The sequence below is a fragment of the Streptosporangium sp. NPDC001681 genome, assembly GCF_040298085.1.
Taxonomy (GTDB): Bacteria; Actinomycetota; Actinomycetes; order Streptosporangiales; family Streptosporangiaceae; genus Streptosporangium.
In genome coordinates, this window is record NZ_JBEOZN010000278.1 from 1 (window position 1) to 3374 (window position 3374).

At 72.8% G+C, this 3374-nt stretch carries 2 protein-coding genes; both read right to left on the reverse strand.

Annotation, left to right across the window (positions count from 1 at the left end):
• The coding region (locus tag ABT130_RS47250; protein ID WP_350966445.1) for a beta-ketoacyl synthase N-terminal-like domain-containing protein at positions 1-633 on the reverse strand (633 nt) is incomplete at its 3' end.
• A gap of 20 nt (positions 634-653) precedes the next feature.
• The coding region (locus tag ABT130_RS47255; protein ID WP_350966446.1) for a type I polyketide synthase at positions 654-3374 on the reverse strand (2721 nt) is incomplete at its 5' end.

The following is a 3374-nucleotide window of genomic DNA, read 5'->3' on the forward strand; positions in this document are numbered from 1 at the left end:
CAGGGCGACCAGCGAGGACGAGCACGCCGTGTCGACCGTGACCGCGGGCCCCTCGAACCCGAACGTGTAGGCGATCCGGCCCGACGCCACACTGCGCAGCGTGCCGATGCCCAGGTGGCCTTCCAGTTCCTCGGGCGTTCTGGAACCGGCGGCGTAGTCACCGCCCGCGAGCCCCGCGAACACCGCCGTACGACTGCCTCGGAGCGGAGCCGGATCGATGCCGGCCTGCTCGAACACCTCCCAGGCGCTCTCCAGGAGCAGCCGCTGCTGCGGGTCGATCGCCAGCGCCTCGCGCGGCGAGATCCCGAAGAACTCCGCGTCGAAGCCCGCGACGTCACTCAGAAAGCCGCCGTACCGAGTGTACGACGTGCCGGGATGGTCGGGATCGGGGTCGAACAGGCCGTCCAGGTCCCAGCCCCGGTCCGCGGGGAACCGTGACACCGCGTCCCGGCCCGCGGCGACCAGATCCCACAGGTCCTCCGGCGAGTTCACGTCGCCGGGAAACCGGCAGGACATTCCCACGATCGCGATCGGCTCCCTGCCCGCAGACTCGACCTCGTGCAGCCGCCCCCGCAGACTGTGGACATCGGCGATCGCTCGTTTCAGGTATTCGCGAAGCTTCTCGTCGGCCATGGTGGATGCGCTCCTCAGCGTCAAAGGGAGTCGATGTCGTGGTCGAGGAGCCGGAACAGCTCCTCGTCGGTCGCGGAGTCCAGGTCGATGCCCGCGCCCACCGGTGGCGCGACCGTCCCCCACCGGTCGAGCAGGACCCGCATCCGGGTCAGGAGCTCCGCGTACTCGGGGTCGTTCTCGGCACCGGAGGAGAACACCGCCTCCAGGTAGTCGAGTGAGGCCGAGGCGGAGGGGAACCGGACGGCTTCCCCGGACGACGACAGTTCGTTCCTGAGGTAGCCGACGATCGCGGCGGGCGTGGGGTAGTCGAAGACCAGCGTGGCCGGCAACCGCAGGCCGGTGGCCGCGCCGAGCCGGTTGCGCAGGTCGACGGCGGTCAATGAGTCCAGGCCAAGCTCCCGGAAGGCCCGTCCGAGGTCGATGGCGCTCGCGCCGTCGTGCCCCAGGACGACTGCCGACTCGGCGCGGACCAGCTCGACCAGCGCTTCGTCCAGCTCGGCTCCGGCCAGCATGGCGATCGACCGGGTCACGGGTTCCGCCACGGTCGGCACCTCAAGCGGCCTGCCTCCGGCGGGCGCGGCGTCGAGCCAGAAGCGGCGGTGGCGGAAGGAGTAGGTCGGCAGCGGTATCCGGCGGGCGCCGGGGTACACCGCCCGCCAGTCCACCGGGACACCTCGGACGTACACCTCCGCCAGAGACGTGTGGAACCGGTCGAGGCCGCCGTGGTCGCGGCGCAGCGATCCCGCCACGACCGCGCCCGGCCTGGCGGTGCCTTCGAGGGTCTCCTGGATGCCGGAGGTCAGCACCGGATGGGGGCTGACCTCGATGAACACGTCGTATCCCCGCTCGGCAAGCGCACGGGTGGCCTCCTCGAACCGGACCCGCTCACGGAGGTTCGCGTACCAGTAGTCCGCGTCCATCGGCGCCGTGCCGATCCAGTCGGCGGTGACCGTGGACAGGATCGGCACGTCACCGGGACGCGGCCGGATCGGCGCGAGGGCCTCGCCCACCTCCGCGCGGACCCGCTCGACATGCGCGGAGTGGGAGGCGTAGTCCACCGGGATGAGCCGGGCCCGTACGTCCTGCTCCCGGTAGTCGTCGACGAGCCCGGCCACCGCGTCCGGATCGCCGGAGATCACCACCGACGAGGGACCGTTGACGGCGGCCACCGAGACGCGACCCGCCAGCCCGATGATCCTGGCCTCCACCTCACCCGGTGGCAGCGCCACCGACGCCATGGCTCCGCTCCCGGCCAGGGCCAGGATGGCACGACTGCGGAGCGCGACGACTCGTGCGGCATCCTCCAGCGACAGGGTTCCGGCCACGCACGCCGCGGCGATCTCGCCCTGGCTGTGCCCGACGACGGCGGCGGGGCGGACGCCATAGGACTCCCAGAGGGCGGCCAGCGACACCATCACCGCCCACAGCAACGGCTGGACCACGTCCACCCGGTCCGGATCGGGTGCGCCCGGCACACCACGCAGGACGTCTGCGGGCGACCAGTCCACGTACGGGGAGAGCGCCTGGCCACAGGCCGCCAGCCGGTGGGCGAACACCGGAGCGGAGTCGAGCAGCTCGACCGCCATCCCCGCCCACTGGGACCCTTGCCCGGGGAAGACGAACACCACCCTGCCCTCGCCCTCGACATCCGCGACACCGCGTACCACCCGGGGCGAGGAGGTCCCGGCGGCCAGCGCGCGCAGGCCGGACACGAACCCGTCGGTGTCCTCGGCGAGGACGACGGCGCGATGCTCGAAGGCCGATCGCGTGGTGGCGAGGGAGAGTCCGACGTCCCGGGGGTCGATTTCGGCCGCGTCATCGGAAGCCTCGACGAAGTCGGCCAGGCGGGCGGCCTGGCCGTACAGGGCCTCCGGGGTCCTGCCCGACACCGTCCAGGGGAGCGGTCCGCCACGCGGCTCCGCCCGGGTGGGCGTCGCCTCGACCGGCGGAGCCTGTTCGATGATCACGTGGGCGTTGGTGCCACTGACCCCGAACGCCGACACCCCCGCCCGGCGCGGCGCGCCCGTCTCCGGCCAGGACCGCGCCTCGGTGAGCAGTTCCACGGCTCCGGCCGACCAGTCCACGTGCGGCGACGGCTCGTCCACGTGGAGCGTCCTGGGCAGGACGCCGTGACGGATCGCCTGCACCATCTTGATGATCCCGGCCGCTCCGGCCGCCGCCTGGGTGTGCCCGATGTTCGACTTCAGCGAGCCCAGCCACAGCGGCCGCTCATCGGACCTGTCCTGGCCGTACGTGGCGATGAGCGCCTGCGCCTCGATCGGGTCGCCCAGCGTGGTACCCGTGCCGTGGCCCTCAACGGCGTCCACCTGCGAGGGCGCGAGCCCGGCGTTGGTGAGCGCCTGCCGGATGACCCGCTGCTGCGACGGGCCGTTCGGCGCCGTCAGCCCGTTGGAGGCGCCGTCCTGGTTCACCGCCGTACCACGTACCACGGCCAGCACCTCGTGGCCGAGCCGCCGGGCGTCCGCGAGGCGCTCGACGAGGAGCAGGGTCACGCCCTCGGCCCAGCCGGTGCCGTCGGCGGCCCCCGCGTACGCCTTGCATCGGCCGTCGGGGGCCAGCCCGCGCTGCCGGGAGAACTCGACGAACACGGCGGGCGAGGCCATGACCGCGACTCCGCCGGCCAGCGCCAGGTCGGACTCGCCCGAGCGCAGCGACTGCACCGCCAGGTGCAGGGCGACCAGCGAGGACGAGCACGCCGTGTCGACCGTGACCGCGGGCCC